This window comes from Pseudomonas sp. RC4D1, assembly GCF_018390395.1.
Lineage (GTDB): Bacteria > Pseudomonadota > Gammaproteobacteria > Pseudomonadales > Pseudomonadaceae > Aquipseudomonas > Aquipseudomonas danubii.
On record NZ_JAHBAW010000001.1, the window covers coordinates 2,262,619 to 2,289,078 of the forward strand.

19 protein-coding genes are annotated in these 26,460 nt (G+C 62.8%); 8 read left to right on the forward strand and 11 right to left on the reverse strand.

Going from position 1 to position 26,460, the window contains the following annotated elements; genetic code table 11:
• The first annotated feature begins 53 nt into the window (after positions 1–53).
• Positions 54–1,031, forward strand: a complete 978-nt coding sequence (locus tag KHO49_RS10430) for an OmpA family protein (protein WP_025128772.1) — start codon at positions 54–56, stop codon at positions 1,029–1,031.
• Between the two features lie 78 nt (positions 1,032–1,109).
• Here KHO49_RS10430 and cobA read toward each other — a convergent pair whose 3' ends face one another.
• The 8 genes from cobA to KHO49_RS10470 form a co-directional block, all read right to left on the reverse strand.
• On the reverse strand, positions 1,110–1,850 hold the full coding sequence (gene cobA, locus KHO49_RS10435; protein WP_213664982.1) for a uroporphyrinogen-III C-methyltransferase: 741 nt from the start codon (positions 1,848–1,850) through the stop codon (positions 1,110–1,112).
• A 9-nt stretch (positions 1,851–1,859) separates the two neighbouring features.
• A complete protein-coding gene (locus tag KHO49_RS10440; RefSeq protein WP_213664983.1) occupies positions 1,860–4,580 on the reverse strand; it encodes a nitrate reductase in 2,721 nt (906 codons plus the stop codon).
• Entirely contained in the window at positions 4,580–4,897 is a 318-nt protein-coding gene (gene nirD / locus KHO49_RS10445) for a nitrite reductase small subunit NirD (protein WP_102863844.1), read from the reverse strand. The genes KHO49_RS10440 and nirD overlap by 1 nt, the downstream gene beginning before the upstream one ends.
• Positions 4,894–7,347, reverse strand: a complete 2,454-nt coding sequence (gene nirB, locus KHO49_RS10450) for a nitrite reductase large subunit NirB (protein ID WP_213664984.1) — start codon at positions 7,345–7,347, stop codon at positions 4,894–4,896. The genes nirD and nirB overlap by 4 nt, the downstream gene beginning before the upstream one ends.
• A gap of 456 nt (positions 7,348–7,803) precedes the next feature.
• Complete coding sequence (locus tag KHO49_RS10455; RefSeq protein WP_213664985.1) at positions 7,804–9,474, reverse strand: bifunctional protein-serine/threonine kinase/phosphatase; 1,671 nt, start codon at positions 9,472–9,474, stop codon at positions 7,804–7,806.
• A 7-nt stretch (positions 9,475–9,481) separates the two neighbouring features.
• Positions 9,482–10,693, reverse strand: a complete 1,212-nt coding sequence (locus tag KHO49_RS10460) for a nitrate/nitrite transporter (protein ID WP_102878976.1) — start codon at positions 10,691–10,693, stop codon at positions 9,482–9,484.
• A 343-nt stretch (positions 10,694–11,036) separates the two neighbouring features.
• Entirely contained in the window at positions 11,037–11,612 is a 576-nt protein-coding gene (locus KHO49_RS10465) for an ANTAR domain-containing response regulator (RefSeq protein WP_102863840.1), read from the reverse strand.
• Positions 11,613–11,627: 15 nt separating this feature from the next.
• Positions 11,628–12,839: a CmpA/NrtA family ABC transporter substrate-binding protein gene (locus KHO49_RS10470; protein WP_213664986.1), complete on the reverse strand. Its 1,212-nt coding sequence runs from the start codon at positions 12,837–12,839 to the stop codon at positions 11,628–11,630.
• Positions 12,840–13,068: 229 nt separating this feature from the next.
• On the opposite strand from KHO49_RS10470, the gene KHO49_RS10475 reads away from it, so the two are divergent.
• On the forward strand, positions 13,069–14,091 hold the full coding sequence (locus KHO49_RS10475; RefSeq protein ID WP_213664987.1) for a quinone-dependent dihydroorotate dehydrogenase: 1,023 nt from the start codon (positions 13,069–13,071) through the stop codon (positions 14,089–14,091).
• A gap of 131 nt (positions 14,092–14,222) precedes the next feature.
• On the opposite strand, the gene rmf is transcribed toward KHO49_RS10475, so the two are convergent.
• Complete coding sequence (gene rmf / locus KHO49_RS10480) at positions 14,223–14,438, reverse strand: ribosome modulation factor (protein ID WP_016965693.1); 216 nt, start codon at positions 14,436–14,438, stop codon at positions 14,223–14,225.
• 546 nt (positions 14,439–14,984) lie between these two features.
• On the opposite strand from rmf, the gene rlmKL reads away from it, so the two are divergent.
• Positions 14,985–17,249, forward strand: coding sequence for a bifunctional 23S rRNA (guanine(2069)-N(7))-methyltransferase RlmK/23S rRNA (guanine(2445)-N(2))-methyltransferase RlmL (gene rlmKL / locus KHO49_RS10485; RefSeq protein WP_102878978.1), 2,265 nt, complete (start codon positions 14,985–14,987; stop codon positions 17,247–17,249).
• Positions 17,250–17,385: 136 nt separating this feature from the next.
• A complete protein-coding gene (locus tag KHO49_RS10490) occupies positions 17,386–19,785 on the forward strand; it encodes a sensor domain-containing diguanylate cyclase (protein WP_213664988.1) in 2,400 nt (799 codons plus the stop codon).
• Between the two features lie 45 nt (positions 19,786–19,830).
• Here the strand turns inward: KHO49_RS10490 and dacB are convergent, their stop codons facing one another.
• Positions 19,831–21,291, reverse strand: a complete 1,461-nt coding sequence (gene dacB, locus KHO49_RS10495) for a D-alanyl-D-alanine carboxypeptidase/D-alanyl-D-alanine endopeptidase (protein ID WP_102863835.1) — start codon at positions 21,289–21,291, stop codon at positions 19,831–19,833.
• A 234-nt stretch (positions 21,292–21,525) separates the two neighbouring features.
• Between dacB and KHO49_RS10500 the strand changes: the two genes are divergently transcribed.
• Complete coding sequence (locus KHO49_RS10500) at positions 21,526–21,870, forward strand: YggL family protein (protein WP_102863834.1); 345 nt, start codon at positions 21,526–21,528, stop codon at positions 21,868–21,870.
• A 182-nt stretch (positions 21,871–22,052) separates the two neighbouring features.
• Here the strand turns inward: KHO49_RS10500 and KHO49_RS10505 are convergent, their stop codons facing one another.
• Entirely contained in the window at positions 22,053–23,243 is a 1,191-nt protein-coding gene (locus KHO49_RS10505) for a benzoate/H(+) symporter BenE family transporter (RefSeq protein WP_123392323.1), read from the reverse strand.
• A gap of 318 nt (positions 23,244–23,561) precedes the next feature.
• Here KHO49_RS10505 and KHO49_RS10510 point away from each other — a divergent pair, with 318 nt between their 5' ends.
• The 3 genes from KHO49_RS10510 (at position 23,562) to KHO49_RS10520 (ending at position 26,446) form a co-directional block, all read left to right on the forward strand.
• Positions 23,562–24,326: a GntR family transcriptional regulator gene (locus tag KHO49_RS10510; RefSeq protein ID WP_025128787.1), complete on the forward strand. Its 765-nt coding sequence runs from the start codon at positions 23,562–23,564 to the stop codon at positions 24,324–24,326.
• 187 nt (positions 24,327–24,513) lie between these two features.
• On the forward strand, positions 24,514–25,464 hold the full coding sequence (locus KHO49_RS10515) for a LysR family transcriptional regulator (RefSeq protein WP_102863832.1): 951 nt from the start codon (positions 24,514–24,516) through the stop codon (positions 25,462–25,464).
• 148 nt (positions 25,465–25,612) lie between these two features.
• Positions 25,613–26,446 (forward strand): nucleoside-binding protein, encoded by an 834-nt coding sequence (locus KHO49_RS10520; protein ID WP_102878982.1) that lies wholly within the window; start codon positions 25,613–25,615, stop codon positions 26,444–26,446.
• The last annotated feature ends 14 nt before the right edge of the window (positions 26,447–26,460 follow it).

The window sequence follows — 26,460 nt, forward strand, 5'->3', positions numbered from 1 at the left end:
TTGTCCCCCGGTATGTGGGACTGCTTTACAATCACCAGATGGGGATTTAACGGATGAAACTGAAAAACACCTTGGGCATTGCCATTGGTTCTATTGTTGCCGTGACTTCGTTCGGCGTTCTGGCGCAAGGCCAAGGCGCGGTCGAGGGTGAACTGTTTTACAAAAAACAGTACAACGACAGCGTTAATCACGTTGAAGACGGCTTCAACCCAGGCGCATCGATCGGTTACTTCCTGACCGACGATCTGTCGTTGAACGCCACCTACGACAAGACCAACCACACCCGTTCTAACGACGGTACTGGTAACCAGAAAATCAAAGGCGACAACTTCGGCCTGAACGCTCAGTACCACTTTGGTACCGTGGGTGACGCTCTGCGTCCATACGTTTCCGGCGGTGTTGCTCACAAGAGCATGACCAACGTGATCGCTGACGGTCACAGCGGCCGCGACCAGTCGACTTTCCTGACTGCAGGCGCTGGTGTTAAGTACTACTTCACCGACAACCTGTTCGCCCGTGCCGGCGTTGAAGCTGACTACAAGCTGGACAACGGCAAGTGGGACTACGCTCCTACTATCGGTCTGGGTGTGAACTTCGGTGGCAGCGGCGGCAAAGTTGCTCCAGCTCCAGTTGCTCCAGCTCCAGCTCCTGAGCCAGCTCCAGAAGCTCCAGTTGCTGAAGTTGTTCGTGTTGAGCTGGACGTTAAGTTCGACTTCGACAAGTCGGTCGTTAAGCCTAACAGCTACGCTGACATCAAGAACCTGGCTGATTTCATGAATCAGTACCCACAGACCACCACCGTTGTTGAAGGTCACACTGACTCCGTCGGTCCTGACGCTTACAACCAGAAGCTGTCTGAGCGTCGTGCAAACGCCGTTAAACAAGTTCTGGTCAACCAGTACGGCGTTGGCGCTAACCGCGTTCAATCCGTTGGTTACGGTGAGTCCCGCCCAGTTGCCGACAACGCAACTGAAGCTGGTCGCGCAGTTAACCGTCGCGTAGAAGCATCGGTTGAAGCTCAAGCTAAGTAATTAGCCTTGTAGCTTGGAAAAACCCGGCCTAGGCCGGGTTTTTCTTTGTCTGCGATTTACCTGGCCCAGAGGCGCGACTCAGGCTTGGCACGCAGAGGCTTGGACAGCGGACTCAGTGGCCGCCACTGCACCGATCACCAGGATCGCCGGGCTCTTCAACTCGAAGCGCAGGGCATCGCGCTCCATCCCCGCCAGATCGCTGCGGCATTCCCGCTGTTCAGGCAGCGAGGCATTTTCAATCATCGCCACCGGCGTATCGGCTGCCAGACCGCCGTCACGCAAGTGCCCGGCAATCTCCGTCAGCTTCGCCACCCCCATGTAGATCACCAGGGTCGTACCGCTTTGAGCCAGAGCCTGCCAGTTCAGGCTGCTGTCATCTTGAGTGTGGGCGGTCACCAGCGTCACGCCCCGAGCCACGCCTCGCAGGGTCAGGGGAATATCACAACGGGTTGCACCCGCCAGCCCGGCGGTGATGCCATTGACCAGCTCCACCTCGATCCCACGCTCCTTCAGCCACTGAGCTTCCTCGCCACCTCGCCCAAAAATGCATGGATCGCCACCCTTGAGGCGCACCACGCAGCGCCCTTGCCGGGCATAGCGCAGCATCAGGCGATGAATGAAGGCCTGGGGCGTGGAGCGACAGCCACCGCGCTTGCCCACCGGGATGACCCGCGCTGTGGGGCAATGGTCCAGCACCGCGCTGTTCACCAGATCATCGATCAACACCACATCGGCTTCGCCAAGGGCGCGTACGGCCTTGAGGGTCAACAGCTCGGGGTCTCCAGGCCCTGCACCTACCAGCCAGACTTTTGCGCTCATACGTTTTCCTCACACAGGGATGGCGGCGACAGGTTGCACCGGAGCCGCCAGCAGGCGCTTGATCTCCGGCATGCAGGAGCCACATTGGCTACCGCAACCCAGTTGTTGTTTCAGTTGGTCGAGATTCAGGCCTTCAGCGATACCGGCACAGACCGCCCGGTAGCTGACGTTCTTGCAGTTACACAGGGTCCGCTCCCGTTCCCCGCCCAGGCCGCTGGCCCCCGGCGGGCTGCTCATCGGCGCCAGCAACCAGCGCCGTAGTTGCTCATCGGCGCGTCCCTCGTGCCACAGTTCGTGCAGCCAGTGCTGGGCCAGGGTTTCGCCGGCCAGGCGAATTGCGGTGATCCGCCCTTGTTCGATGCGCACCCGCTTGCCGATGGCCCGACGCGGATCGTCATAAGCCAGTACCGGCCCAGTTTCGAGCCCCAAGTGCTGATCGATGAGCTTGAGCAATGCCGGCTGCGGCGCCTCCTGGTGAGCGGCCCGAATCACCAGGGCCGGACGTTCGCGACCGGTCAGGCTGAGGCTGACATAGGCAAAGGCTTCGCACAGAGGGCGCAGAGCCCTGAAGTGCGCCTGCACGTCGCCTTCGATCAGGGCAAACAATTGCCAAGGCAGTTGCACCGGCTCCAGGCGCACGCCGCTGTGTTTGAGTTCCGGCTGTTTGGACAGAGGGTCGAAGGCCGGCTGAGTGACGACATTGATCCCGCCCTTGAGGAAGCGATCCCCCCAGTGCATCGGCACAAAGGCCTGGCCGGGACGCACGCTGTCATCGCTGCTGACGGCGACGATCACACTGCCACGGCGGCTTTTCAGGTTGACCAGATCTCCCTCCCTTAGCCGCTGGCGCCGCAGTTCGTCCGGATGCAGGCTCAGCAGTGCTTCGCTGACATGGCCGAACAGCTGCGCCGCGGTGCCGGTGCGGCTCATGCCGTGCCATTGGTCCCGCAGCCGACCGGTGATCAGGGTCAGGGGAAAGCGGGCATCGCGCTGTTCCTTGGCGGGCAGGTAAGGGTCGCAGACAAAGTGCGCACGGCCAGTGGCGGTGGGAAAACGCCCATCCCCATACAAGCGCGGCGTGCCCTGTGTCGCGCCGCTGGGGAAGGGCCACTGCTGTGGGCCGAGACGGTCGATCAACTGGTGACTGAGGCCGGACAGGTCCAGATCGCGGTCCTGGGTCAGGCCTTTGTACTCATCGAACAGCTGGGCTGGGGAATCGAAGTCGAACAGGCTCGGCTGCCCGGGCCGCAGGCGTCGCTCCAGGCGTTGGGCGAAATCCACGGTAATGGCCCAATCAGGCCGTGCCTCACCGGGTGCGATTACCGCCTGACGCACATGAGAAACCCGCCGTTCTGAGTTGGTCACCGTGCCTTCCTTCTCGCCCCAACTGGCGGCAGGTAGCAGCAGGTCGGCAAAGGGCGCGGTTTCCGTGGTGGCGAAGGCTTCTTGCAGGACCACGAACGGGCAGTGCTGCAGGGCCGCACGCACCGCGTTCTGGTCCGGCAGCGACTGCGCCGGGTTGGTACAGGCGATCCACAAGGCCTTGATGCGACCGCTTTGCAGCTGTTCAAACAACTCGATAGCGCTCAGTCCGGGGCTGGCTGGCAACTGTTCCACCCCCCAATAAGCGGCGACCTCCGCGCGATGTTGGGGATCGGCAGCTTCCCGGTGCCCGGGGAGCAGGTTGCTCAGACTGCCGGTTTCGCGCCCGCCCATGGCATTGGGCTGACCGGTGAGGGAGAAGGGCCCCGCGCCCTTTCGGCCGATTTGCCCGGTGGCCAGGTGCAGATTGATCAGCGCACTGTTTTTTGCGCTGCCGGCGCTGGACTGATTCAAGCCCATGCACCACAACGACAGGAAACTGGGCGCCGTCCCTATCCATTGGGCGCACAGCTGCAGTTGCTCAAGACTGATACCGCAGAGTTGCGCCACCATCGCCGGGGTGTAGTCGCGGACCAGGAGCTTCAGCTCGGCCAGGCCCTCGGTGTGTTCTCGGATGAAGTTCCGATCGACCCAGTCCTCCCACAGCAACAGGTGGAGAATCCCGTGGAACAGTGCGACATCGGTGCCGGGCAGAATCGCCAGATGCAGGTCGGCCAGATCGCAGGTGTCGGTACGACGCGGGTCGATGACGATGACTTTCATGTCCGGACGCTGGCTTTTCGCGTGTTCCAGGCGCCGAAACAGCACGGGATGGGCGTAGGCCATGTTACTGCCGACGATCACCACGCAATCGCTGTGCTCCAGGTCCTCATAACTGCAAGGCGGCGCATCGGCCCCCAGGCTGCGTTTGTAGCCCACCACCGCCGAGGACATGCACAGCCGTGAGTTGCTGTCGATATTGTTGGTGCCCACCAGGGCCCGGGCCAGCTTGTTGAAGGCGTAGTAGTCCTCGGTCAGCAGTTGCCCGGAGACATAGAACGCCACGCTGTCCGGGCCATGCTCGGCGATGGTCTGGGCGAATACCCCGGCGGCATGCTCCAGGGCGCTGTCCCAGTCGCAGCGGCTACGAGCCAGGTCCTTGCCCAGGCGCAGCTCCGGGTACAGGGCGCGGGCGTTGCGGTCGCCGGTCAAATGCAGGCTGGCGCCCTTGCTGCACAGCTTGCCGAAGTTGGCCGGGTGCGCCGGATCGCCGCTGACCCCGAGGATCTGCCGGCCGTCATGCTCGATCAGCACACCGCAGCCAACCCCGCAGTAGCAACAGGTCGAGGCCGTGCTCTGCGGCTTCATCAGCCGGCATCCCGCAGGGCCAACTGCACCCGGCCACTTGCCACCCGCGCCGGATGGTGATGGGCGCAGCCGGTGTCCGGGGCCTGGGCTTCGCCGGATTCCAGGTCGATCTGCCAGTTGTGCAGCGGGCAGGCCACGCGCTTGCCGTAGATCAATCCCTGGGACAGGGGGCCGCCCTTGTGCGGACAACGATCGTCGAGGGCGAAGACCTGATCGTCGCTGGTACGAAAAATCGCGATATCGCCCTTGGGGCCCTTGATGATGCGCGAGCCCAGGGCATTGATCTCTTCCAGGGCGCAGATATCCAGCCAGTTCATGCCGGCACCTCCAGTTGTTTCACGGGGATCGACTCGTACTCTTTTTTCAGCTGCGGCTCAGCCAGGCGCTGCTGCCACGGGTCTTGCTCGAAGGACAGGGAGAACTGCAGGCGCTCGTTCAGCGCCTTGCGCCGCTGCGGGTCTTCCAGCACGGCCTTTTTTACGTGCTCCAGGCCGACCCGTTGCAGGTAGTGCACCGTGCGTTCGAGGTAGAAGGCCTCTTCGCGGTACAGCTGGAGGAAGGCGCCGTTGTATTCGCGGACTTCTTCGGCGGTCTTGAGCTTGACGAAAAACTCCGCCACCTCGGTCTTGATCCCGCCGTTGCCGCCGATGTACATCTCCCAGCCCGAATCGACGCCGATGATGCCCACGTCCTTGATCCCGGCTTCCGAGCAGTTGCGCGGGCAACCGGAGACCGCCAGCTTGACCTTGTGCGGTGACCACATGTTGAACAGGTCGTGTTCCAGCTCGATTCCCAGCTGGGTGGAGTTCTGCGTGCCGAAGCGGCAGAACTCGCTGCCGACACAAGTCTTCACCGTGCGGATGGATTTGCCGTAGGCGTGGCCGGAGGGCATGTCCAGGTCTTTCCAGACTCCGGGCAAGTCTTCCTTGCGGATGCCCAGCAGGTCGATGCGCTGGCCGCCGGTGACCTTGACCATGGGCACCTGGTACTTGTCGGCGACATCGGCGATGCGTCGCAGCTCGGACGGATTGGTCACGCCGCCCCACATCCGCGGCACCACCGAGTAGGTCCCATCCTTCTGGATGTTGGCGTGGGCCCGTTCGTTGATCAGCCGCGATTGCGGATCGTCCCGGGCCTCCCCTGGCCAGGTGGAGATCAGGTAGTAGTTCAGCGCCGGGCGGCACGTGGCACAACCATTGGGGGTACGCCAGTTGAGGTAGCTCATGGTGCCGGCGATGGTCAGCAGATGCTGGTCGCGAATGGCCTGGCGGATCTGCCCGTGGTTTAGGTCGCTGCAGGCGCAGATGGCTTTTTCGCTTTTGGGCTTGACGTCCGCCGCGCCGCCCACGGTGTTGATCAGGATCTGCTCCACCAGGCCGGTGCAGGAACCGCAGGAACTGGCGGCCTTGGTGTGTTTCTTGACCTCGTCGACGCTGAACAGCCCCTGTTCCTGGATGGCCTTGACGATGGTGCCCTTGCACACGCCGTTGCAGCCGCAGACTTCGGCGCTGTCGGCCATGCTCATGGCCTTGTCCTGGCCCTGGTGGCCGACATCCCCGAGGGCCTGCTCGCCGAACATCAGGTGATCGCGGATCTCGCCGATGGCCTGCTGCTCGCGGATTTGGCGGAAGTACCAGCCGCCGTCCGCGGTGTCGCCGTACAGGCAGGCGCCGACCAGTACGTCGTCTTTGATCACCAGCTTCTTGTAGACCCCGCCAATGGGGTCAGAGAGGGTGATGGTCTCGGTGCCGTCGCCGCCCATGAAATCCCCGGCGGAAAACAGATCGATGCCCGTGACCTTCAACTTGGTGGACGTCACCGAGCCTTGGTAGCGGGCAAAGCCCAGTTGAGCCAAGTGGTTGGCGCAAACCTTGGCCTGTTCGAACAGCGGCGCCACCAGGCCGTAGGCGATGCCACGGTGGCTGGCGCACTCACCGATGGCGTAGATACGCGGGTCGAAGGTTTGCAGGGTGTCGTTGACCAGAATCCCACGGTTGCAGGGCAGGCCGGCCCGTTCCGCCAGCTCGGTGTTGGGGCGGATGCCGGCGGCCATCACCACCAGATCGGCGGGGATGATCTCGCCATTCTTGAACTGCACCGAGCCGACCCGGCCATTGCCGGCATCGATCAGGGCCTGGGTCTGTTCACACAGGCGAAACTTCAGGCCACGGCTTTCCAGGGCGCCTTGCAGCAACTGGCCGCTGGTCTGGTCCAGTTGCCGTTCCAGCAGCCATTCGCCGATATGCACCACGGTCACGTCCATGCCCCGCAGCTTGAGGCCGTTGGCGGCTTCCAGGCCCAGCAGGCCGCCGCCGATCACCACCGCATGGGTGTGAGTCTTGGCCGTGTCGATCATCGCCTGGGTGTCGGCAATGTCGCGATAGCCGATCACCCCCTGCAGGTCCTTGCCGGGAATCGGCAGGATAAAGGGTGTGGAGCCGGTGGCGATCAGCAGGCGGTCGTACTCGGCTTCGCTGCCGTCCTCGGCGATCACTCGGCGCTTGATCCGGTCGATTTCCACCACTTTGCGATTGAGCAGCAGCTTGATGTTGTGGCTCAGGTACCAGTCCAGGTCGTTGAGGACGATGTCCTCGAAGGTCTGTTCTCCGGCCAGCACCGGCGAGAGCAGGATGCGGTTGTAGTTGGTGTGGGGTTCGGCACCGAACACGGTGATGTCGTACAGCTCGTCGCTCAGTTTGAGCAACTCTTCCAGGGTGCGGACCCCGGCCATGCCGTTGCCGATCATTACCAGTTTGAGTCTTTTCATGGGCTTCTCCGGAGCTCAGGCAGGTTCAGTGCGGCCTGGCTCGAAAAACTGCGCGCAAACAAAAAAGGCGTCCCGTCAGTGGCCTGACGAGGACGCCTTTGTCCGATCCCGTTCTCTCGGGAAGCCTGCCTTCGTCGTTGAAGGCTGGGCTTTATGTCTGTTGTCCGCTCTCATGCAGCGCTTGTGCCAAGTTGCCGAGGGCGCGGTTTTATGGGGCCTGGGTCAGGTTTCCGGGGATGTCGGGTGTGGCCGTTGCACCTGATTGAGGCGCTGCGCCCTGTTTCGGCGCTTGGGGGCTGTGGGGGGGGGCGATGGGCGGTCAGGGGGGCGTCAAGCAAGGTCCTGCGGACCTTATCGCAGCCTCGCTATGGCTCGGCAGCGGCTACAGGCCCAAGGCAGCCGAGGGTTGTGTAGCCGCTGCCGCAGGCTGCGAACGGCCCGTAGGGACGCGGGGCGCTAACGATGCAGCAGTGCCAGCAGCAACATCAGGTTGAGCAGCAGGGCGAGCAGGGCGAGGCCGCGCCAGACCTTCAGCGGCTCCCGTTCCAGCAAGGGGCGTGGCCGCAGGCTCAGGCTGCGGCGTTCACCCTGTTCCAGCACCAACAGCCATTCTTCGGCGGTTTCATAGCGCTGGGCCGGGTCGGCACAGACCCCGCGTTCTAGGCTTTGCTCCAGCCATTGCGGCAGATCCGGGCGGTAGCGGCTGGGGGGAACAGCAGCGGTGAAGCGCGGGCGCTGGAAGGCTTCGATCTCGCCATGGGGGTAGTGCCCGGTCAGCAGGTAATACAGGCTGACACCCACCGCATAGAGATCCTGTTGCGGGCTGGGAGGTTCGCCGGCGAAGGCTTCCGGGGCGATATAGCTCGGGGTGCCGGGCAGCTGGTGCGCCAGGTCCGCCGACAAGCCCGGGCAGTAGGCCAGGCCGAAATCCAGAATCCGCAGTTCGCCGTCGTCCCCCAGCAACAGGTTGTCCGGCTTGATGTCGCGGTGCAGGATCTGCCGGCGGTGCAGCAAGCCAACGGCCCGCAGCAGGCGCTCTGCCAGGGACTGCCACTGGTCCAGGGGCAGGGGGCCGTTGTAGCGAAATAGCTGTTGCAGGGTGCGACCGGGGTATTCGCGCATCAGGTAATACAGATGCTGGCGCGCAGTGCCACCGTGCACCTGGGGAAAATACCGCCCGGCAACGCGGCGCAGCAGCCATTCCTCGGACAGCAGCCCCTGGCAGGCCGCCAGGTCGTTGTGCAGGGCCGCCGGCAGGGTTTTCAGCAGCCAGGCCTGGTGCTGTTCGTCACGCACGCGGTACAGCAGCGATTGCTGGCTGTGGCTGACCAGGCTCTCCACCTGCCAGCCTTCGAAGCGTTGCCCGGGTTTCAGCAACGGCGGCAGGGGCCATTGTTGCAAGTGCAGCAGGGCATCGCCGAGGCTGCTTTCGCCAAGCGCGTCGACCCGCACCAGCAGCGCGCTGGCATTGTCCTGACTACCGGCCAGGTGCGCGGCGTTGACCAAGGTCTGTGTCGCGCTGTCCAGGTCGGACTGGTCCCGCAGAATGGCGGCGATGGCGCTGTCGCCCAGGGTGGCCCAGACCCCGTCGCTGAGCATCAGGAAACTTTCGCCCTGGCGCAGTTCGCCATCGAGGAAGTCCAGTACCAGATGCTGGTCCAGGCCCAGGGCGCGCTTGAGCACATGCTGCATGCCCGGCTGGTCCCAGACGTGGTCCTCGCTGATGCGTTGCAACTGCTGTTGGTGCCAACGGTAGACCCGGCAGTCGCCGACATGGGCCAGGGTAAAGCGCCGGCCCCGCAGTACCAGGGCGCTGAGGGTGGTGAGCAGGGGCTGGCCGCCGCCGTTGGCCTGGAGCCAGCGGTTCTGGGCGGTCAGCAGGCGTTCCAGGGCCTGGGCCACGGTCCAGGTTTCCGGGGTGGCGTAGTAATCCAGGGCCAGGGCCTGCAGGCTCGAACGCGCTGCCAGGCCGCCGTCGGCGCACTGACTGACGCCATCGGCGATGGCGAACAGCAGGCCCTTGCTCGCCGCCAGATCCGGCGCCGGGGTGACCCGGCGCAAGGCGTCCTGATTTTCCGTCCGCGGTCCGGTGGCGCTGGCCTCGGCATGGCTCAGTTGCAGGCCCATGGCGCGCTCAGACCCGTGCCGCAGTTACGGCAGCGGAGCCCCAGGTGGTTCTCCAGCGGCGCTTGACCCCGTGCAGGCCGAACCAGGCCAGGACCCCAAGACTGGCGAACAGCCACAGTGCCAGTTGATAGCTGCCGGTGCTCTGCTTGATCGCGCCCATGCCTGCCGCCAGGGCAAAACCGCCGATGCCTCCGGCCATGCCGATCAGCCCGGTCATGACCCCGATTTCCCGGCGAAAACGTTGCGGGACCAGCTGGAACACCGCGCCATTGCCGGCGCCGAGGCCCAGCATGGTGCAGACGAACAGGGCCAGGGCAGCGTAGGAACTGGGCAGGTTGAAACCCACGGCGGCGATGCAGACCACCGCCACGCTGTACATCGCCAGCAACGTGCGGATACCGCCGAAACGGTCCGCCAGGGCGCCGCCCAGAGGGCGCATCAGGCTGCCGCCGAAGACACAGGCGGCGGTGTAGTAGCCAGCAGTCACCGGGCTCAGGCCGTACTGGTCATTGAAATAGCCGGGCAGGGCGCTGGCCAGACCGATGAAACCGCCAAAGGTCACGCTGTAGAAGAACATGAACCACCAGCTGTCGCGGTCCCCCAGGGCCTTGAAGTAGTCGCCCATGGATTTGGCCCGCGGCCGCTCGGGGGCGTTCTTCGCCAGCCAGGCGAACAGCACCAGTGTCAGGAGCAGCGGGATCAGGGCGAAGCCGAAGACATTGCTCCAGCCGAAAGCCGCTGCCAGCACCGGAGCGAGCAGTGCGGCGAACACCGTGCCGGAGTTGCCGGCACCGGCGATGCCCATGGCCTTGCCCTGGTGTTGCGGCGGATACCATTGGGAGGCCAGGGGCAGGGCCACAGCGAAAGAGGCGCCGGCCATGCCGAGGAATACCCCCAGTAGCAAGGCTTGCTCATAGCTATGGATGCCTAGTTTCCAGGCGCCGAACAGAGCGCCGATGACAATCACCTGGCCGATCAGGCCGGCGGTCTTGGGCGACAGGCGATCGGCCAGCAGGCCCATGATGAAACGCAGCACTGCACCGGCGAGGATCGGTGTGGCCACCATCAGCCCGCGTTGCTGGGGGCTCAGGTGCAGGTCGGCAGCAATCTGTACCGCCAGGGGGCCCAGCAGGTACCAGACCATGAAGCTCAGGTCGAAATACAGAAAGGCTGCGAACAGGGTCGGGGTGTGGCCGGATTTCCAGAAGCTTGAATTCATCGCGCACCTCAGCTGATAAGAGTCGTTGGAGTCGTCATGAGCTTGCAGGTGGAGCGCCGCCACGGCCGCGCCACCGACCCCGGTCAGTGGGGCCAAAACGAAAAAACGTCGGCATCCGGCTCGTTGTGGCGAGCAGGGTGCGCGACGTCTTTGTCGTAGGTGGGGCAACCGCCGTTGGTTACCGTTGTGGATTTGATAGCAAGAGCCGCGCCAACCGGCGGCCGATGCAGGCTCGCATGGGCAGGCTCGCTGTAGGAGCTGGCTTGCCAGCGAAGGCGCCCTCAACACTGGCACAAGGTTCAGAGGCCTGTTCGCCGGCAAGCCGGCTCCTACGGGGCGCAGGTCAGCCGAGTAGTTCCTGCATGGCGATGATCTGTTCTGCGACCTGGATCAGCTTCTGCTGTTTGCCCATGGCCTGACGGCGCATCAGGGTGTAGGCCTGTTCTTCGTCGCAGTCCTTCATCTTCATCAACAGGCCCTTGGCCAGCTCGATGCGCTTGCGCTCGGCCAGTTGCTGGTCCCGGGCCTGGAGTTGCGCGCGCAGGGCCTGGTCGCTTTCAAAGCGCGCCATGGCCACGTCGAGGATCGGTTGCAGGCGCTGGACCTGGATACCCTCGACGATGTAGGCGCTGACCCCGGACTTGATCGCCTGGCGCATCACCCCAGGATCGTGTTCATCGGTGAACATCACGATGGGCCGCGGTTGATCGCGACTGACCAGCACCACTTGCTCCATCACATCACGGCTGGGTGACTCGGTATCGATCAGGATCACGTCCGGACGCACCGTTTCGACGCGGCCCGGCAGGTCGATGGTCAGGCCGGATTCGTCAATCACCTCGAAACCGGCTTCGCTGAGGGCGGCCTTGAGCCTTCCGACTTTTTTTGCGGTGTCGTTGATCAGCAGGATACGCAGCATGTTCGCGGGCTCCGGTCAGCGCTGGGCGGCAAGGGCAGGGCTGTCGTTGAGGGCATGCAGGCGAAAGCTGCGGGCATAGGCGGCAGGCTCAGAGCCGTCCCACACCTTGCCATCGATCAACTGGCTGCTGCGCATGTCCTGGCCCCAGGCGGTGATGCCCAGCGCGCTGGCGGCTTCGCGATAGAGTTCAAGTTGCTGCACGTGGCGAGCGACGCCCAGGTAGTCCGGGTCTTCCCGCAGCAGGCCCCAGCGCCGGAACTGGGTCATGAACCACATGCCGTCGGACAGGTAGGGCAGGTTGACGGCGCCATGGTGGTGAAAGCGCAGGGCGTGGGGGTCCTGCCAGCGATTGCCCAGGCCGTCGGCGTAAGCCCCCAGCAGCCGTGGCTCGATGCAGTCCAGTGGTGCATTCAGGTAATCGGCAGCGCTCAGCAACTGGGCGGTGCTGCGGCGGTTTTCCGGGCTTTGTTCGATAAAGCGGCTGGCCTCGAGGATCGCCATGACCAGGACCCGGGCGGTGTTGGGGTATTGCTCGACGAAGGCGCGGGTGCAGCCGAGGACTTTTTCCGGGTGATCCGGCCAGATTGCCTGGCTGGTGGCCAGGGTGAAGCCCTGATCCTGCTGCACTGCACTGGCGCTCCAGGGTTCGCCGACGCAGAACCCGTCGATGCGCCCGGCCTGCAGGTGAGCCACCATCTGCGGCGGCGGCACCACTACGCTGTCGACGTCCAGCAGTGGGTGGATGCCCTGGCTGGCCAGCCAGTAGTACAACCACATAGCGTGAGTACCGGTGGGGAAGGTCTGGGCGAAGGTCAGTCGTGCCCGGCGTTGGTGCACATGGCGGTCCAATGCTTCAGGGCTGGTCACTTTGAGGGCTTGCAGTTCCCGCGACAGGTTGATGCTCTGGCCATTCTGGTTCAGGCCCATGAGCACCGCCATGTCGCAGGGATGGGTCCCGCCGATGCCCAGGTGCACGGCATAGATCAGGCCGTACAGGCTGTGGGCGGCGTCCAGTTCGCCACTCACCAGCTTGTCCCGCAGCCCGGCCCAGGAACTCTGGCGCTTGAGGTTCAGCGTCAGGCCGTAGGGCTGGGCAAAGCCCTGGGTGGCGGCGACCACCACAGAGGCGCAATCGGTCAGGGCCATGAAGCCCAGGTTGATGGCAGACTTTTCCGGGGCATCGCTGCCGTTGACCCAGGCCAGTGCGCAGTTGGGGTGTTCAGTCATGGCTTGGCACCTTGCATAAAAAAGCGTCGTACCCACTGGCCAGGCAAAGCCTGTGTGGGTGACGACGCCGTTGTCCTTGAACCTGGGCCGCCATTGGCCCAGGTCTGATGAGCAAGTGGGTGCAAGGCATATGCCATTGTCGGGGATTTCATTCTGCGCCTCGCCTGCAAGCCCTGGGCGCGGCTATAATCGGCGCCTTATTTCGCCGCCAACCGAGTTCATCCCGCCCATGTATACCCTGGCCCGCCAGCTGTTGTTCAAACTCTCCCCGGAAACCTCCCACGATCTGTCCCTGGACCTGATCGGTGCGGGCGGGCGTTTGGGCCTTAACGGTCTGTTGTGCAAGGCGCCGGCGCAGTTGCCGGTGCAGGTCATGGGCCTGGAGTTTCCGAACCCGGTGGGCCTGGCTGCCGGTCTGGACAAGAACGGCGCCGCCATCGATGGCTTCGCTCAACTGGGTTTTGGCTTTGTCGAGATCGGCACCGTCACTCCGCGTCCGCAGCCGGGCAACCCCAAGCCGCGGATCTTCCGCCTGCCTCAGGCCGAAGCCATCATCAACCGCATGGGCTTCAACAACCTGGGGGTCGATAATCTGCTGGCGCGTGTGGCCGCCTCCCAATACAAGGGCGTGCTGGGGATCAATATCGGCAAGAACTTCGACACCCCGGTGGAGCGGGCGGTGGATGACTACCTGATCTGCCTGGACAAGGTCTATGCCCATGCCAGTTATGTCACGGTCAATGTCAGCTCGCCCAATACCCCGGGCTTGCGCAGCCTGCAGTTTGGCGAGTCCCTCAAGCAGCTGCTGTCGGCTCTGAGCCAGCGTCAGCAGGAGCTGGCGAGCATTCATGGCAAACGCGTGCCCCTGGCGATCAAGATCGCGCCGGACATGAGCGATGAGGAAACCGTTGAAGTGGCTCGGGCCTTGCTGGAAACCGGCATGGACGCGGTGATCGCCACCAACACCACCTTGAGTCGCGAAGGCGTCGAAGGCATGGAACACGGCGATGAGGCAGGCGGCCTGTCCGGCGCGCCGGTGCGCGACAAGAGCACCCATACAGTCAAGGTCCTGGCCGCCGAACTGGCCGGTCGCTTGCCGATCATTGCCGTGGGCGGCATCACGGAAGGCAAGCACGCGGCTGAGAAGATGGCCGCGGGCGCCAGCCTGGTGCAGCTGTATTCGGGCTTCATCTATAAGGGGCCGGCGTTGATTCGCGAGTCGGTGGATGCCATCGCGGCCATGGGCCGATAAGAACGGGCGCCAGCGCGGCCATAAAAAAGGGCTCCTCGAAGGAGCCCCTGGGCCGAAGCCCGCCGCCCGGATGGGGCGTGCGTGGTTAAGTCGTCATCTATTCAAGTTGTAGGTGTCGGAATGTGCCCTGATCAGCCGACAGCGCGAAGTTCGTTGAGTCTGTGGATGCCCGCAGTGCCAGTCATACCGTCCCAGTTGTCGCCGCGTCCTTCTCGCCAGCCGTTAATCCAGGCTTGGCGTACCGACGGTAGAGTAAATGGGCAAAGCTCACGGGACTTGCCATTAACGCCATACTGATATCCGCGTAAAAATGCTCTTTCCAACGGATCACGCTTTAGTCTTCTCATAGGGTGTTTCCCTCACTTGTTGACTGTCTTATGTCCCGTCGACCTTCTTCTGAGGTCGGGCAGATTGTCTCTGCCGTTGGTGCTCGCTGCCGGCGTGGCGAGCCTTGATGTTGACGCCATTGCGGCGCCAACCTGTGTTGAGTTCTAACCAATAGGTCACAGCAAGTGAATGATCGTTTTGTCATAAGGACGTAACGATAATGCTGTCCAGGCCATAAGCCGGGACGGGTTTTTTAGCTTGTTTGCCAGGCAAAGCCCGCTGTGATCAGCCTCTCACTAGATGATGAGGTTAATGCTTTAGTGAGAATGTCGAACGGTTGCACTCAACTACTATTCGACGAAGGGTCGACTTATGTCATTTTGTTGCCCTGACTTTTTTATCTGTCCCGGCCTCTAAGCTTTTTTGCCCTGCAAGAAAGCCTGTCTGCCGGGGTGGGACGGCACAGTTTCGTGCCACACGAGCGCTCTTGAAGAAAAGCGCTTGATTGAAAACCGAACGGGCGATGCGTTGTCCGTTCACTTATTGCTAAAGGCCCTGGTACTCCCATGTCGGATCGTTACGAACTCTTCCTCACCTGTCCCAAAGGCCTTGAAGGCCTGCTGATCGAGGAAGCCGTCGGGCTTGGCCTTGAGCAAGCGCGTGAGCACACTTCTGCCGTGCGCGGCATGGCCGACATGGAGACGGCCTATCGGTTGTGTCTGTGGTCGCGCCTGGCCAACCGGGTGCTGCTGGTCCTCAAGCGCTTTCCAATGAAGGACGCCGAAGACCTCTACCACGGCGTGCTCGACGTCGACTGGCAGGACCACATGCTGGCCGATGGCACCCTGGCGGTGGAGTTCAGCGGTCACGGTTCGGGCATCGACAACACCCACTTTGGTGCCCTGAAGGTCAAGGACGCCATTGTCGACAAACTGCGTACACCTACCGGCGAGCGTCCTTCGGTGGACAAGCTCAATCCGGACCTGCGCATCCACCTGCGCCTGGATCGCGGCGAAGCCATCCTGTCCCTGGACCTGTCCGGCCACAGCCTGCACCAGCGCGGCTATCGCCTGCAGCAAGGCGCCGCGCCGCTCAAGGAAAACCTGGCGGCCGCGATCCTGATCCGTTCCGGCTGGCCGCGTATCGCCGCTGAAGGCGGGGCCCTGGCCGACCCAATGTGCGGTGTCGGCACTTTCCTGGTGGAAGCGGCGATGATTGCCGCGGACATCGCTCCCAACCTCAAGCGTGAGCAGTGGGGCTTTACCGCCTGGCTCGGCCATGTGCCGGCGCTGTGGCGCAAACTGCATGATGAAGCACTGGCTCGGGCCCAGGCCGGACTGGCCAAGCCACCGCTGTGGATTCGCGGCTACGAGGCCGATCCACGATTGATCCAGCCGGGTCGCAACAACGTCGAGCGCGCGGGCTTGAGCGACTGGATCAAGATCTACCAGGGCGAGGTGGGGACTTTTGAACCGCGTCCGGACCAGAACCAGAAGGGCCTGGTGATCTGCAACCCGCCCTACGGCGAGCGCCTGGGTGACGAGGCCAGCCTGCTGTACCTCTATCAGAACCTCGGCGAGCGCCTGCGTCAGGCCTGCTTGAACTGGGAAGCGGCGGTGTTCACCGGCGCCCCGGACCTGGGCAAGCGCATGGGCATTCGCAGCCACAAGCAGTACTCGTTCTGGAACGGCGCCTTGCCGTGCAAGCTGCTGCTGATCAAGGTGCTGCCGGACCAGTTCGTCACCGGTGAGCGACGCACTGCCGAGCAGCGCCAGGTGGAACGCGAGCAGGCCCAGGCCGCTGCAGACGAGCCGCCAGTGCGCCAGTACAACAAGAATGGCAACCCGATCAAGCCGGCTCCTGCGCCGGCGCCGGTGGTCGAGCAGGCTCGTCTGAGCGAGGGCGGGCAGATGTTTGCCAACCGCCTGCAAAAGAACCTCAAGCTGCTGGGCAAATGGGCCAAGCGCGAAGGTGTCGAGTGCTATCGGGTCTATGACGCGGACATGCCGGAATACTCCCTGGCCATCGACCTGTACCAGGATTGGGTGCACGTCCAGGAATACGCGGCGCCCAAGTCGGTGGACCCGGAGAAGGCCCAGGCGCGTCTGTTCGATGCCCTGGCAGCGATTCCCCAGGCACTGAACGTGGATAAGAGCCGGGTGGTGATCAAGCGTCGCGAGCGCCAGAGCGGCACTAAGCAATACGAGCGCCAGAGCGCCCAGGGCCAGTTCACCGAAGTTCGCGAAGGCGGGGTCAAGCTGCTGGTGAACCTGACCGACTACCTGGACACCGGGCTGTTCCTCGACCATCGGCCGATGCGCATGCGCATCCAGAAAGAGGCGGCTGGCAAGCGTTTCCTCAACCTGTTCTGCTACACCGCCACCGCCAGTGTGCACGCGGCCAAGGGTGGAGCCCGCAGTACGACCAGCGTCGACTTGTCGAAAACCTACCTGGACTGGGCGCGACGCAACTTCTCCCTCAACGGTTTCTCCGACAAGAACCGTCTGGAGCAGGGTGATGTGATGGCCTGGCTGGACAGCTGCCGTGACGAGTTCGACCTGATCTTCATCGACCCGCCGACCTTCTCCAACTCCAAGCGCATGGAAGGGGTGTTCGACGTACAGCGTGACCAGGTGCAGTTGCTGGACCTGGCCATGGCCCGTCTGGCGCCGGGTGGCGTGCTGTACTTCTCCAACAACTTCCGCAAGTTCCAGTTGGACGAGAACCTCGCCGCGCGCTATCAGGTCGAGGAGATCACGGCGAAAACCATCGACCCGGATTTTGCCCGTAACAGCAAAATTCACCGTGCTTGGAAAATCAGCGCCCGCTGATGGCCGGATAAGTCCCCAACGCCCGTTTTTTCGGGCTTTGGGGGCTGTTTAGCGCTGGTCAAATTAGTGGCTAATAGCTATAACTCACACCAAGTCCGGATGACACCCAAACTCGCTGGCGTGATGAGTTCTACTTATGCCGTTGCATGTGGTACGCCCGAAGATCCTGGGTTTCATTAGTGAAGAAGTCTCTGCCTGGCTAGTAGCTGTGCTGGTGTTGCTTGCGGGCGGCATTCTCACCGGGCTGCTGGCCTGGTCCACTTACAACTCGAACAAACAGCAACTGCGCCAGCGCTTCCAATTGCTCGCCAGTGAACGCTACAGCCGTATCGAAGAGCGCTTTCAAGACCAGGAGCAACGCCTGGACGGTCTGCGGCGTTTCTTTGTCAATTCCGACCTGGTGACCCGCCAGGACTTCGATGGTTACGCCAAGCCTCTGCTACGCCACACTCAGGCCTATGCCTGGGCGCCTCTGGTGAGTCGTGCCCAGCGTCCGGCGTTCGAACAGGCGGTGCGGGATCAGGGGGTGGCGGGGTTCACCATCCTGCAATTGAACGCCAGCGGCCAGATGGAGCCCGCCGGTGAGCAAGAAGACTTTGCGCCGATTCTGTACAGCCAGACTCAAAGCCCGCTGGGGTCGCCCCTGGGGCACGACTTGCTGGCCCAGCCTCAGCGCCGGGCTACTCTGGAGCGGGCCAGGGAGCTCAACGGCCTGGCGGTTTCGCCGCCTTTGCACCTGGTTGCCGTGGACCCGGCCTATGCCCGGGGCGTGCTGCTGGCGGCGCCGGTCAGGCGGCCCCAGGACAGCCCCTTGCCCGAGGCCAGGCCTTACGGTTATGTGCTGGCGGTGATCAGCCTGCGGCAACTGGTGGCGGACGGCTTGCCGGTGCCGGCCAGCGACAATTTGTCGGTGCGCATTCTCGATCTGTCCACCGAGGGCCAGCACGAGGTGCTCTATGAATCGAACAACCCGCCGATCGCCAGTCACCTGACGGCCAGCCGTTTGCTGCGCCTGGCGGACCGGGATTATCAGGTTGATATCCGCCCCAGCGCGGCGTTCCTGCACGCCAACCAATCTTCCCTGAGCAGCCTGGTGATTCTCGGTGGCTTGCTCAGTCTGCTGCTCAGCGCCTTGCTCTATGTGCTGGTGAGTCAGCGGCAACGGGCCTTGGCCCTGGTGGAGCAACGCACGGGGGAGCTGCGCAGTCGCGAGCAGGAATTGCGCGGCACTCACAGTCAGTTGCGCTGCGTGCTCAATGCCGCGACCCAGGTGGCGATCATCGCCACGGACCTGCGTGGTGTCATCAGTACCTTCAATGCCGGGGCCGAGCAGATGCTCGGCTACAGCAGCAGTGAAGCGGTAGGCCACTTGACCCTGGAAAGCCTGCACCTGCCCCGGGAGCTGGAAAGCTGGGCTCAGAGCCTTACCCAGCGCTATGGCAAGGCCATTCCGGTGTCCCGGGCCATGCTGGTGGAAGAAGGCCTGGCCGGTGGCCATGAGGCGCGGGAGTGGACGTTGGTCAGGCGTGACGGCAGCCACCTGCAAGTGAACATGCTGGCGACCCCGGTGCTGGATGATCAGGGGCTGTGGATCGGTCACCTGGCCATCTGCATCGACATCACCGAGCGCAAGCGGGTGCACGAGGCCCTGGCGGCCCGGGACCGCCTGTTGAAAAGGCTCAGTGCCCATGTTCCCGGAGGGATCTACCAGTTCAAGCTGGATGCCGAGGGACACGCGAGCTTCACCTATGCCAGCGATGGCATTCGCGAAATCTACGAGATCGAGCCGCAGGTGCTGCAGGAGGATGCCGAGGCAGTGTTCGAGCGTATCCATCCTGAGGATGTGCAGCGGGTGCGCAAGTCGATCCAGGTTTCCGCCAAGCAGCTCAGTCCGTGGCGCGAGGAGTATCGGGTCTGCCTGCCGCAACGGGGGCTGCGCTGGATGCGTGGCGCGGCGACCCCGGAAAGCCTGCAGGGCGGCGGCGTGCTCTGGCACGGCTATATCTCGGATATTTCCGACCTCAAGCGGGTCGAGGAAGAGTTGCGTGCGTTGTCAGTGACCGACTCCCTGACCGGCATTCACAACCGGCGCTATTTCCAGGAGCAGTTGCAGAGCGAAATGCAGCGTCTTGAACGTGTTGGGGGTGATATGGCGGTGATCATGCTGGATATCGATCATTTCAAGCGGATCAACGACCAGTACGGACACGGCGTCGGGGATCAGGTCTTGCGGGGGCTCTGTGTCCGCATTGGTGGGCGTCTGCGGCGTACCGATGTGTTCTGCCGTCTCGGCGGCGAGGAGTTCATGGTGCTGTGTCCGGGCACCAACGCCCAGCAGGCGCTGATCCTGGCTCAGGAACTGTGGCAGGGGCTGCGCAGTTCGCCGATCGAGCCGGTGGGCAGTGTCACCGCCAGTTTCGGCATTGCCAGCTGGCGCGAAGGCGAGGGGGCGGACGGTTTGTTGTTGCGGGCCGACTCCGGGGTCTATGCCGCCAAGCAGGCCGGACGCGATCGAGTCCAGCCAGAGCTGCCCTGATCGCTGACAGCGGCGGAGCGGGTCCGCCACTGTCGCAACAGCGAGTTAGAGAACGGATGCGCTGGTGGCCAGTTTTGGCTGGCGATACAGATCCAGCAGCACCTGATCCAGTACCGAAGAGGCGCCGAAGGGGCGTGGATCGTTGAGGATCGCCACCACCGCCCAGGTGTTGCCGTTGTCATCGCGGCTATAGCCGGCGATGGCGCGCACGGTGTTCAGAGTGCCAGTCTTGATGTGTGCCTCACCGGACATGGCGGTACGTTTCAGGCGCTTGCGCATGGTGCCGTCCATGCCGGCAATCGGCATGGAGCTGATGAACTCGGCGGCGTAGGGGCTCTTCCAGGCAGCTTGCAGCAGACCGGCCAGTTCCCGGGCGCTGACCCGTTCGGCACGGGACAGGCCAGAGCCGTTTTCCATCACCAGATGCGGCGCGGTGATGCCTTTTTTCGCCAGCCACTGGCGCACCACACGCTGGGCCGCCTTGGCGTCATCGCCGTCGGCTTCATTGCGGTACTTGGCGCCCAGGCTCAGGAACAGCTGCTGGGCCATGGTGTTGTTACTGTATTTGTTGATGTCGCGGATGACCTCCGCGAGGTCCGGAGAGAAGGCTCGGGCCAGGACCTTGGCATCCTTGGGAACTACCGCGAGGCGGTCCTTGCCCTGGATGCTGCCGCCCAGTTCGCTCCAGATCGCCCGCACCGCACCGGCGGTGTAGGTGGCATGGTCCAGCAGCGACAGATAGGTCTGGGAACTGCAGCCATCACCCAACTGGCCGCCAACGGTGACGATCACGCTGCCATCGGCCTGGGGCACGGGGTTGTAGCGAACGTCGCCGGTGCACTGCTTGGTGTTGACTGCCTTGACCTGATTGTCGATGCGGATCTTGGCAATCGGCGGCTCTACCGAAACCAGCACCCGGCCGGAGTCATTGCGGGCGACGAAGCGCAGGGCCTTGAGGTTGACCATCAGCGCGTCGGGCTTGACCAGGAACGGCTTGTTCTCGTCGTTGCCGTCGTCATTGAACTCAGGCAACTGCGGTTGCACGAAGTAGTTGCGGTCCAGTACCAGGTCGCCGGTGACTTGCTGCACGCCATTGGCCCGCAGGTCACGCATCAGCAGCCAGAGCTTCTCCATGTTCAGCTTGGGATCGCCGCCGCCCTTGAGATAGAGATTGCCGTTGAGAATGCCACCGCTGAGGGTGCCATCGGTGTAGAACTCGGTCTTCCACTGGTGGGTCGGGCCAAGCATTTCCAGGGCCGCGTAGGTGGTGACCAGCTTCATGGTGGAGGCCGGGTTGACCGAGACATCGGCGTTGAAAACCGTCGGCGTGCCAGGGCCGTTCAGGGGAATCATCACCAGCGACAGGGCGTTGTTCGGGAGCTTGCTGGCTTTGAGGGCTTGTTGAACCTTGGGGGTCAGGGTGGTGTTGACCGGAGCCGCAGAGACAGGAAATGCCAGGGGAAGAAAAACACTGGCAAGCAACAGAGGACGCAACGATTTGATCATATGAAGTGGAACCCTGCAGTCGAGGGGAAAAAAGGCGAGGGCATGCAGATAAAATCCCTCAGTGATCATGAAAGTGTCGGCATTATGCCCCAAGGTATAGCGGCTTGTGCCGTGCCACGGGCCGCCGCGGCGGTATTTTTTTTACCAATGGCGGTCCTGCATCCTCATAGAGTCAGGCAATCGCCCGCCTAAACTGGTAAAGTGCCGCCCGTTATTACTTATGAGGATTGTTCCATGGCCACTAACCGTTCCCGCCGTCTGCGCAAAAAACTCTGCGTAGATGAATTTCAGGAGCTGGGTTTTGAGCTGAACCTGGATTTCAAAGAAGATCTGGCTGAAGAAGCTATTGACGCTTTCCTCGACGCGTTCCTCAAAGAAGCGATGGAAGCCAACGGTCTGGGCTATGTTGGCGGCGATGACTTCGGTCTGGTTTGCCTGAGCAAGCGCGGTTCCGTCAGCGAAGCACAGCGTGCAGCTGTTGAAGCTTGGCTCAAAGGCCGTACCGAGCTGACCAGCGTTGAAGTCAGCCCGCTGCTGGACGTCTGGTACCCGGACAACGCGATCAACCCAGTCGCGTGATGTCATGCATGAGCGGCCCGTCCGGGCCGCTCATGCGATGTTGCCCCCAGGGCAACCTGTCGATTTCCCCCTTTGTATCCTTGCATCTGCCACGGGCCAGCCCCGGGTTTTGTCGTGGGCGCTATTCGCCGGCAGGCTGGCTCCTGCAGTGGGCGCCGGTCTGTGTAGGCCAGCGAAGCCCTTCAGGCGCTGCGCCAATTCAGAATCATCAAGGTCACCACCCCAGCGACAATTCCCCAGAACGCCGAGCCAATGGAGAACAGCGTCAGCCCCGAGGCCGTCACCATAAAGGTGATCAGCGCCGCTTCTCGCTCCTTCACTTCACTCATGGCGATGCTCAAGCCGTTGATGATCGAGCCGAACAGCGCCAGGGCGGCGATGGACAGCACCAGTTCCTTGGGCAAGGCCGCGAACAGCGCAGCCAGGGTGGCGCCGAAGACCCCGGCAATGCCATAGAAAACCCCGCACCACACTGCGGCGGTGTAACGCTTGCTGCGATCTTCGTGGGCGTGGGGGCCGGTGCAGATCGCAGCGCTGATGGCCGCCAGGTTGATGCCGTGGGAACCAAATGGCGCCAGCAGCAACGAAGCCAGCCCGGTGGCGGTGATCAGTGGCGAGGCCGGGACGTTGTAGCCGTCGGCGCGCAGCACCGCGATCCCGGGCATGTTCTGCGAGGTCATGGCGACCACGAACAGTGGAATACCGATGCTGATGGTGGCCGCCAGGGAAAAGTGCGGCGTGGTCCAGACCGGCGTCGCCACTTCCAGGTGGAAGCCACTGAAGTCCAGCAAGCCCATCAGCCCGGACAGTGCAGTGCCGATCAGCAGGGCCGCGAGAACGGCATAACGTGGCGACAGGCGCTTGACCACCAGGTAGGTGAAGAACATCCCCAGTACCAGACCGGTACGGTGTTGGGCCGCCACAAAGATTTCACTGCCGATCTTGAACAGGATTCCCGCCAGCAAGGCGGCTGCCAGGGATGCCGGGATCTTTTTCACCAGGCGCTCGAAGCTGCCGGTGAGTCCGCAAATGGTCACCAGGACCGCGCAAGTGATGTAGGCGCCAATGGCTTCGCCATAGGTCACTCCCGACAGGCTGGTGATCAGCAGGGCAGCGCCGGGTGTGGACCAGGCGATGGTGATGGGGGTGCGATAGCGCAGAGACAGGCCGATGCTGCACACCGCCATGCCAATGGAGATGGCCCAGATCCAGGAGGAGATCTGACCGCTGGTCAGGCCGGCGGCTTGCCCAGCCTGGAACATCAGCACCAGGGAACTGGTGTAGCCGGTCATCATGGCGATGAAGCCGGCAACGATGGCGGAGGGCGAAGTGTCCGCGAGGGGGCGTAATTGCGCGGGGGTGGCGTCGGACATTACTGCTATTCCTTGTTCTCGAAAGACGCAAAACCCATACCCGGCGAACGCTGCTTGCAGCCTGCGCAAGCAACGAGCCGGTAATAGGGTTCAAGGTTCAAGCCTAAACTTAAAAGTAACTTTGCATTGCAATACAGCCGTGACTACAAATAGCCGTACAGTCGTTGAGTAAGTGGTGGGGCCGGTAACACTTTTTGCTAATGATCCCCAGCGGTTGTGTACAATGTGCCCCTGTTTTAACGCGATACTTGCCAGCGACCCACCGTGGCGTATTAAAGTCACGCCGAAATCGCCGCAGTCCTCCCGACCCGAGTGCCCATGAACGAACAGTTGCAACCTCTCAAGAAACAACCGCGAGCAGGCAAAGCCGGTCGCAGCGGAACCCAGGACGATATTGTCTACGCGCACATCTTTGAGGCCATCCTCGAGCAGCGCCTGGCGCCCGGCACCAAGTTGAGTGAAGAGGCGCTTGGGGAAATATTCGGAGTCAGTCGGACCATCATCCGTCGTGCATTGTCGCGGCTGGCCCATGAAGGCGTAGTCCTGTTGCGGCCCAATCGGGGGGCGGTGGTTGCCAGTCCGAGCGTCGAGGAAGCCCGTCAGGTCTTTCTCGCCCGGCGTCTGGTGGAGCGAGCCATTACCGAGCTGGCGGTCCAGCATGCCACCGCCGAACAGCTGCTGGAGTTGCGGCAGATGGTCAACGAGGAGCGCGACAGCTTTTCCCGAGGCGATCGTGGTGCCGGTATCCGCCTGTCCGGGGAGTTTCACCTGAAGCTGGCGGAAGCAGCGAAGAATGCACCGCTGATCAGCTTCCAGCGCAGCCTGGTGTCCCAGACGTCGCTGATCATTGCCCAGTATGAAAGCGGCAACCGCTCCCACTGCTCCTACGATGAGCACACCCAACTGATCGACGCCATCGAGGCCCGCGACGGCGAGCTGGCGGTGAACCTGATGATGCATCACATGGATCACATCGACAGCAAGCTCAATCTCGACGAGGAAAGCGCCTCGGACGACCTGCATGCGGTGTTCTCGCACCTGCTGCAGACCAAGAAGCCGGGGCGGCCGACGGCCAAGCTGTAAGCCTTGATCAGACTGAAAATCCCTCGCTGCATAGCCCTATGCAGCGGGGGATTTTTGTTTGGCGGCGGGTCTGCCTCCTGATCAGGAAGATTGTTTTAAATTTCAATCAAGATTGTATACAGTGCCTGCTTCGAGGCTCACGGCCGGCAATCCGTGCGCCTCTGGTCCTGCGAAAGGAGCCCGCGGCATGATCGGCAGAACGCTACGCATTCATTCTTCCGCCATCCATTACTTCGACATGGTTCGTCGCTGTCATTCGATCCGCGAGGCTGCTCGGCGCTTGAATGTCGCGTCTTCGGCGGTGAACCGGCAGATCCTGAAGATCGAGGATGAAATCGGCGCGCCCTTGTTCGAACGCCTGCCGGGCGGCCTGCGCCTGACCCTGGCGGGTGAGGTCATGAGCCGTCATGTCAATCTGGTGCTGCAGGATCTGGAGCGGGTGCGCCTGGAGTTCGATGCCCTGCGTGGCCTCAAGAGCGGGCATGTGGAGATTGCCGCGGTGGAAGGCGCGACGGTGGATCTGCTGCCCTCGGTGCTCAAGCGCATGCGCGATCTGTATCCACAGGTGACCATCGGCGTCACGGTGCAGGGCTCGCAATCCATTCCCCAGGCCTTGATCAACAGTCGTGCGGACCTGGGCCTGGCGTTCGCCTTGCCCAGGGCGCCGGAGATCCGCCCCTTGAGCGTCGGTCATTTTCGCCTGGGGGCGCTGGTCAGTCCCGATCATCCCTTGGCCGAGCGGGGCAGCGTCAATTTCGCCACTTGCGCCGAGCACGGGCTGATCCTGGCCAAGAGCGAGCTGTCGATCCATCACTTGCTGGCGCCGTTGCACAAGCGCTTGGGGCTGTTGGACAAGCCGCCCTTGCAGAGCAACTCCATGGAGCTGGCGCGGCAGATGGCCCGGCACAACATGGGGGTGGCCTTCCAGACCCGGGTCGGGGTCGAGGGCGACCTGAGCAAGGGGGAGCTGGTGCATATCCCGCTGAGCGATCAGGGGGGGATCTACAGCGACCTGGGGCTCTATGCCCGCAGCGGTCGTGATCTGCCCAGCGCGGTGGAGGCGCTGGCGCATCTGCTTGGCGAGGAGATCGCCATTCGCGAGCGGGCCGAGCGCGCTTTCGGCCAGCTAACGCTCTGAGTCCATGGCTGTGGGCGGCTGTTGCCGTTTTGGCAGCGCGCTGATCGATATTCTGTGCTTTGGGGCCTGTGGCGCTTGTGCCGATACTGCGTGCGGACGGCAGCCAGCGAAGCTGCCTTACGCCACACCGCCACAGGACATAATAAAAATGAAAAAGGCATTACAAGGCGCAACCCTGCTGATGACACTGATCGGAGCAGGGGAAGCAGCCGCCCTGGAGTGGATGAACAACAGCGTCGGCTTTCGGTACGGCAAGGAGTTCACCAACCCGAACAATCCGCACTACATCAGCAAGCGCATCTACAGTTTCACCCACGCCAGTGGCTACCAGTACGGCAGCAACTACCTGCACCTGGATCTGCTGCTCTCCGACAGCGACGATCCGCGCAAGGGCACCCACAAGGGCAGCAGCGAAGTCTATGGCGTCTATCGTCATCAGCTCTTCGCGTCCCGGGTGTTCGATACGCCCTTGGGCACCGGCCTCGTCAAGGACTACGCGCTGACCCTGGGCTTCGATGCCAGTCGCAACAACAACCTGGGCTCGGCCAAGAAACGCGCCCTGGTCTTCGGTCCGACCCTGAAATTCAACACCGTCGGCGTGCTGGACCTGAGCTTGCTGTACTACAAGGAAAACAACCATTCCGGCATCCCCGGGGCCAAGGACCCGGATCACACCTTCGACGATACTTACATGCTCAACCTGGCCTGGATGCGTCCCTTCGAAGTTGGCAGTCACGCCGCCAAGTTCCAGGGCTTCGTCAACTACACCGGGGAAAAGGGCCACGACTACAACTATCGTGACACCGCAGCGGAAACCCTGGTGCGGACGTCGCTGATGGTGGCCGTGTTGCCCGGCAAGAACGTCAAGCCCAACCTGTACCTGGGTGTTGGCTACGAGTACTGGCACAACAAGTTCGGGGTGGACGGTGGACGGGGTACGCGGACCACGGCGCCGACCTTGAACATGGAAGTGACGTTCTAGTCTGCACCTGATCG

Excerpts from the sequence above, each read along its gene's own strand:
- KHO49_RS10505 (WP_123392323.1), bottom strand. The coding sequence starts at position 23,243 with ATGTCCGACGCCACCCCCGCGCAATTACGCCCCCTCGCGGACACTTCG.
- nirB (WP_213664984.1), bottom strand. The coding sequence starts at position 7,347 with ATGAAAAGACTCAAACTGGTAATGATCGGCAACGGCATGGCCGGGGTC.
- KHO49_RS10510 (WP_025128787.1), top strand. The coding sequence starts at position 23,562 with ATGAACGAACAGTTGCAACCTCTCAAGAAACAACCGCGAGCAGGCAAA.
- nirD (WP_102863844.1), bottom strand. The coding sequence starts at position 4,897 with ATGAACTGGCTGGATATCTGCGCCCTGGAAGAGATCAATGCCCTGGGC.
- KHO49_RS10520 (WP_102878982.1), top strand. The coding sequence starts at position 25,613 with ATGAAAAAGGCATTACAAGGCGCAACCCTGCTGATGACACTGATCGGA.
- cobA (WP_213664982.1), bottom strand. The coding sequence starts at position 1,850 with ATGAGCGCAAAAGTCTGGCTGGTAGGTGCAGGGCCTGGAGACCCCGAG.
- KHO49_RS10500 (WP_102863834.1), top strand. The coding sequence starts at position 21,526 with ATGGCCACTAACCGTTCCCGCCGTCTGCGCAAAAAACTCTGCGTAGAT.
- KHO49_RS10465 (WP_102863840.1), bottom strand. The coding sequence starts at position 11,612 with ATGCTGCGTATCCTGCTGATCAACGACACCGCAAAAAAAGTCGGAAGG.
- KHO49_RS10430 (WP_025128772.1), top strand. The coding sequence starts at position 54 with ATGAAACTGAAAAACACCTTGGGCATTGCCATTGGTTCTATTGTTGCC.
- dacB (WP_102863835.1), bottom strand. The coding sequence starts at position 21,291 with ATGATCAAATCGTTGCGTCCTCTGTTGCTTGCCAGTGTTTTTCTTCCC.
- KHO49_RS10460 (WP_102878976.1), bottom strand. The coding sequence starts at position 10,693 with ATGAATTCAAGCTTCTGGAAATCCGGCCACACCCCGACCCTGTTCGCA.
- KHO49_RS10455 (WP_213664985.1), bottom strand. The coding sequence starts at position 9,474 with ATGGGCCTGCAACTGAGCCATGCCGAGGCCAGCGCCACCGGACCGCGG.
- KHO49_RS10515 (WP_102863832.1), top strand. The coding sequence starts at position 24,514 with ATGATCGGCAGAACGCTACGCATTCATTCTTCCGCCATCCATTACTTC.
- KHO49_RS10475 (WP_213664987.1), top strand. The coding sequence starts at position 13,069 with ATGTATACCCTGGCCCGCCAGCTGTTGTTCAAACTCTCCCCGGAAACC.
- rlmKL (WP_102878978.1), top strand. The coding sequence starts at position 14,985 with ATGTCGGATCGTTACGAACTCTTCCTCACCTGTCCCAAAGGCCTTGAA.
- KHO49_RS10470 (WP_213664986.1), bottom strand. The coding sequence starts at position 12,839 with ATGACTGAACACCCCAACTGCGCACTGGCCTGGGTCAACGGCAGCGAT.
- KHO49_RS10490 (WP_213664988.1), top strand. The coding sequence starts at position 17,386 with ATGCCGTTGCATGTGGTACGCCCGAAGATCCTGGGTTTCATTAGTGAA.
- KHO49_RS10440 (WP_213664983.1), bottom strand. The coding sequence starts at position 4,580 with ATGAAGCCGCAGAGCACGGCCTCGACCTGTTGCTACTGCGGGGTTGGC.
- rmf (WP_016965693.1), bottom strand. The coding sequence starts at position 14,438 with ATGAGAAGACTAAAGCGTGATCCGTTGGAAAGAGCATTTTTACGCGGA.